The organism is Shewanella sp. M16 (assembly GCF_018224605.1).
Lineage (GTDB): Bacteria > Pseudomonadota > Gammaproteobacteria > Enterobacterales > Shewanellaceae > Shewanella > Shewanella oncorhynchi.
Genome location: NZ_JAGTUL010000086.1, coordinates 1 through 5,332, shown reverse-complemented (window position 1 = coordinate 5,332; position 5,332 = coordinate 1). Strand labels below are relative to the sequence as shown.

The following is a 5,332-nucleotide window of genomic DNA, read 5'->3' as shown; positions in this document are numbered from 1 at the left end:
CACTGTGCACCATCTCATTCACCTGTTTTGTGTCATGTACATTCGCTGGGGTCACTTTGGCCGCCACGATTCCGCCTTGATGATTCACAATCAAATGCAGCTTAAAGCCATAGAACCAACCCATGGTACCTTTACCTCTGCACGCCAGTCCCGCTAAGGTTTTTTGGCGATGAATACGTAGGTTATGACACACTTTGATGCTGGTTAAATCAACAAATTCGATGCCAGTAGGGTCACTCTTAAGGCTGGCAAAGTAGCTGCAAAGCGGCACTAAAGCAGTGGGCATCACCTCAAGAAAGCGGGTATAGCAGAGTAAATTGGGAAAAGCGGATTTGTAGAAATGAGCTAAATAGCCGATGTAGAAGTTCTTGAAATCACGGTGGTGAGACATCTGAAAAAGTATGATGATGGTCATCACTTCGCTCATCGTCATACGGCCAGCGCGTTGACGCTTACGTGTGCCATCGGTTAACAGCGTTTTTTCCCATTCTGGAATGAAAACAGCGCAAAAAATCATCGACATCGCAAAACACTTCCACTAATTTATGCATAGGCCCTCTGGTGTGATGGGGTTTCTCTTGGTCGAAAGATCCGAACACTTGGAGGGCTATTAGTTCAACATTTCTTATCCCGTATATGGACTCTACCTGTTTAGCAATTGCTTTGACAAAAAGATTTAGATGCGCACGTATATACGGTTTTTTATTGAAGAAGCTATCTTCTAACCAATGATCTATTCGCACCCTCTGTCCTTATCGAGATTGTAGCGTTATTAACGCTGTCGGGATAAACAGGTTTTCAGAAGGTTGGTCTTACCTATTTGTTAATGCATTTTGCTGAACTTTCTTTAAAACTCTTTCTAAAACAATATTCTATATGGTCTGACTGTTATATTCGGTTATGTAATTGAGCAATGCCCATGCGGTGCGAACGGTTTTATTGATTAACGCGACACAAGCACGTTTTATACCCACTCGCCTGACTAAATTGATAAGCCATTGCTGTTTATAGGTTTTCGACTCTACTGGCAGCCTTGATATAACAGAGAGTGCGCCTTGATAGAGGATTGAACGCAGGTATTTATCGCCACCATGCTTATCTATTCCAATCATAACAACCTTACCTCCAGTGCAGTGTTGTTTAGGGGTAACACCAACGAAGACAGCCGCATGCCGGCCATTCTTAAAACCTTGACCGTCACCTAAGCAAGCAAGTAAACCGGTTGCACCAATATGACTAACGCCTTCGAGTTTCATCAAGCGTTTACAAGGTTCTGATTGAGTGACTCACTGCTTTAACTGTAACGTTACCGCTTTGTAGTGCTCTTCTGTTGTTTGATATTGTTGCCATAAAATCATGAACAATGGTTTGATTTGCTCAGGTAAGTCTGCTGATTCTGGCGAAATAAAGTGAGTGATGGCTTGCCTTAATGACTTATTACCTAACGTGATGACAGCTCCATATTCAAAACACAACGCTCGTATGTGGTTACCCAGTGATGTGATTGTTCGGTCGAACAATTTTCTGCTGATTTGAATCGCTTGAATGTTCTGTTGTGATAGGTCTTTAACCTGGCAGAAAGTCATTCCTAACAGTGTTGATGCGATGGCAATGCCGATAGCATCATTAGCGTCTGTTTTTTGATTGCTGATATAGGGTTTTACTTTTTTAGGTGCCATCCCTCTGACTTCATGTCCAAATGATTGTGCGACTCGAGCCCAGTAGTGAAAGCTAGCACAGCCTTCCATAGCAACGACACAAGGAGGAGAGTTGGCAAGAAGGTCTTTCGTTTTTTGTGGTGACATGGCTTTATTGAATAACAACTTACCATATGGATTCACTTTACAAACTTGAATGACTTTTTTGCAAGGTCGAGAGATATTATTGTAGGCTTACTCATGTATGGACTCCTTTTGTTTTGGTCGACACCAACTTACGGCTGTAGGTTGGTGGAGTCCATACATCGAGTTCAGGTTAATTAACTGGTCATAATTACCCATTGTCTAATACACAATTCTATCACTTTTACTTTCTTCTCAATGAAAGTATTCCACGCGATTGAACACTGCTCGACGATGTCGTCATAGCCACTAAAACAAACGATTGACCAGCATATTTTGACGCAGTCATTTAAACCTGCCGTTCAAATACCATACCGCTCTATCGGATTCAACTACGGTAAATAATGGGGCAACTGGAGAAGCGTGATATTATTAAAGTCATCGGTCAAATCTTGTTGATGCCAGCCAGCTCGTCCATGATGAACAATGCGTGGCGTCCGAATGTCGTCGCGGTTGAGATCAGCTTTAAATGTTCGTTAACATATTCGCGATTTGCATGTGGGGCAATAATGGCTTGTGTAGCGCCAGTTGGCGGATATAAATAGGGACAGCCCGTGAACGAGTGCCTTTTTTGGTCAAAATACGAGTGGTTGTATTCTGTTGGACAAATCGGGCTTCATCTTGAAACCAAACATCGATGCGATCGAGTGCAACATGCCCAAGCGTATTAAGGATAGTTGCCATCCGGAAGTTTTTAAAAGCATCTTGTGCGGCTTCAGATTGTTTCGTGTGGCAAGGCATTGGCAAGTGTAAAGATGATGAACAAAGTCACAAGGCTAGGTATGCCTATCCGTCAGAGAGTCAATTAGCACAGTAACATAAGGTGGGGATGGGTTCGCCGGAGAGTGATTTAAGCAATAGAGCAATACCTAGCATGACTATGACTTCAAATTTTATTTTACATTATTTACGTAATTACCATTAAATAAAACTATTTTTATAATTGTTTAAGTTACTGAGCTGGACTAAATTGTAACGGCTCTGAATTAGAGTAAAATAAATTTGAATATTTCGCTATAGGTAAAATAAATGTCAATAGACACTCAAGTCGAATTTAGCAAGGAGATCGGTCCAAATTGGTTTGCCTCAGTAATGGGTACGGGTATTATTGCTAATGCAGCTGTAGGTTTGCCATTGTATGGCACACAATTAACCAACATAGCGTTGGTTATATGGCTGTTAGCATCATCTATGTTAATGATTTTGTTAGCCATTAAGATTATTCAGACTATCATTAAACCACAGATAATAAAACGCCAATTTAATGATCCTGTTATGGCACAATTCTTTGGTGCTCTCCCGATGGCATTATTAACAATAGCTGGAGGGACTATCTTACTGGGGCAGCATATTTTTGCACAAGATACTGCGAAAACGATTGCTTGGATACTCTGGGTACTAGGTACTATTAGCGGTTTGTTAACTGCAATTATCATTCCTTATCGCCATTTTACTCAGTATGAAGTACGTGGTGATGCTGCTTTTGGCGGTTGGCTTATGCCTATTGTCCCACCTATGGTCTCGGCTGCTATTGGTGCTATGTTAGTTCCTTATGTGGAAAGTATTACTCTGCAACAAACGCTATTATATGGCTGTTATGCAATGTTTGGCATTAGCCTGTTTTGTGCATTAATTATTATCACCATGATTTGGAGTCGTTTAGCTCATTCAGGAAGTTCTGGTGGTGCTAGGGTGCCAACTTTATGGATCGTTTTAGGGCCACTTGGGCAGTCGATAACCGCTGTTGGTGCTCTTGGATCTGTTGCATTATTTGTGGTTGATGAACCAATAGCTTCAAGCTTAAATAATATGGCTATTATTTATGGTGTCCCAATCTGGGGTTTTGCACTATTTTGGTCAATCTTAGCAAGTCTACTTACATTGAGAGCGCTACGCAAAAAAATGCCTTTTGCAATGACATGGTGGGCATTTACTTTCCCTGTAGGTACATGTGTTACAGGCACAACACAGCTTGCTAGACATACAGGATCTACTGTATTCGAATGGGCTGCTATTTTTCTATTTGTCGGCTTAATTTGTGCTTGGTTTATTGCAGCAATTGGTACGATGAAAGGTATTAAAGGGGGAAATATTTTTAATAATCCCACGAGAACTGTACATATCGTATCAAGAAAAAGCTAATCACAATGGCTTAATAAGTGTGTTGAAAATTATTTCTAAGGAAATTTATTAATGAGTAATATAAATAGAATAGTATCAAAGTCTCGTCGTCAATTTTTGCGCAACGCCAGTGTTGCAACGATAGCCGCGACCCCGATAGCTGCATTGGCGGAATCAGTTATTAAATTCGCTGATGGTGATGGAGTAACATTTGCTGATGGTTCGCGCCCAATCGTGAATGATTTTCCCGGTAAGGACGATATGATTTTGGTGCATTCGCGTCCCCCACATCTTGAAACTCAAATGAAAGTTTTTGATAACGGGCTAATCACTCCGAATGAAAATTTCTTTGTTCGTTATCATCTTGCTGATATCCCTACTTCTATTGATCCTGATACATATACAATTAATATCAAAGGGTTGGTGAGTAAACAGTTAGCTCTTACACTTGCTGAGCTGAAGGAAATGGATGGAGTTATAGAAATTGTTGCAGTGCAGCAATGTGCTGGTAATAGTCGAGGTTACTCATCGCCACGCGTATTTGGTGCCCAGCTTGGTAACGGTGCTATGGGTAATGCCAAATTTAAAGGTATTCCTCTTAAAAAAGTACTTGAGTTAGCTGGAGTTAAAAATGGGGCTAAGCAAGTCACTTTTAATGGTTTAGATAAACCAGTACTTGATACTACTCCTGACTTTCGTAAGGCACTGGACTATGATCACGTTATGACTGGTGAGCCTATGATTGTTTGGGAGATGAACGGGGAGCCGTTACCGTTCTTAAATGGCTATCCAATAAAATTAATTGTACCTGGTTATTATGCTACCTATTGGGTTAAACATCTCTCCGAGATTGAAGTGATTGACCATATTTTTAATGGCTTTAATGCGTATTTTATGACACATGCCTATCGAATTCCTGATAATGATTGTGGATGCGTTGAGCTAAATAGTGTTCCAGAAAAGACCCGTTCTATAACTCAACTTTCAGTACGCAGTTTTATTACTAATGTCAAATCTGGTGACACATTAATGGTTGGTAAGAAGATAGAACTTAAAGGTATTGCCTTTGATGGAGGTTCTGGCATCAAAAGCGTAGAAGTCTCTATTGATGGTGGTGAGCATTGGCTGCAGACAATATTAAGTGATGACCTAGGACGATTCTCTTTTCGAGGTTGGATGATTGCAGTAACCTTTGAGAAAAAGGGACGAATTCAGTTGATGGTTCGGGCGGTTAGTCATAAAGGTGAAACTCAACCAATAAAAGCGACTTGGGACCCTAATGGTTATCTGCGTAATGCTATTGAACATACGCATGTGCGTATCGCTTAAGGAGAATATAATCTTGCTCATATACCCATCTCCTACCCTAC

General features: G+C 40.8%; 4 protein-coding genes and 2 pseudogenes. 2 read left to right on the top strand and 4 right to left on the bottom strand.

All coding sequences use genetic code 11. The features are described from left to right. The 4 genes and pseudogenes from KFE26_RS23265 to KFE26_RS23255 all read right to left on the bottom strand — a co-directional run. Positions 1 to 551, bottom strand: a pseudogene (locus KFE26_RS23265) (IS982 family transposase); the annotation flags it as partial. A gap of 321 nt (positions 552 to 872) precedes the next feature. Next, the gene (locus tag KFE26_RS24120) at positions 873 to 1,256 is read right to left on the bottom strand and encodes a transposase (RefSeq protein ID WP_249195901.1); all 384 of its coding nucleotides are present in this window, start codon (positions 1,254 to 1,256) and stop codon (positions 873 to 875) included. 30 nt (positions 1,257 to 1,286) lie between these two features. Then, positions 1,287 to 1,841: a hypothetical protein gene (locus tag KFE26_RS24115; RefSeq protein ID WP_249195900.1), complete on the bottom strand. Its 555-nt coding sequence runs from the start codon at positions 1,839 to 1,841 to the stop codon at positions 1,287 to 1,289. Positions 1,842 to 1,978: 137 nt separating this feature from the next. Beyond that, positions 1,979 to 2,573, bottom strand: a pseudogene (locus tag KFE26_RS23255) (transposase); the annotation flags it as partial. Between the two features lie 297 nt (positions 2,574 to 2,870). Between KFE26_RS23255 and KFE26_RS23250 the strand changes: the two are divergent. Both KFE26_RS23250 and KFE26_RS23245 read left to right on the top strand, forming a co-directional pair. Then, positions 2,871 to 3,983 (top strand): TDT family transporter, encoded by a 1,113-nt coding sequence (locus KFE26_RS23250; protein ID WP_131525623.1) that lies wholly within the window; start codon positions 2,871 to 2,873, stop codon positions 3,981 to 3,983. Positions 3,984 to 4,034: 51 nt separating this feature from the next. Next, on the top strand, positions 4,035 to 5,291 hold the full coding sequence (locus KFE26_RS23245) for a molybdopterin-dependent oxidoreductase (RefSeq protein ID WP_212601875.1): 1,257 nt from the start codon (positions 4,035 to 4,037) through the stop codon (positions 5,289 to 5,291). Positions 5,292 to 5,332: the final 41 nt, after the last annotated feature.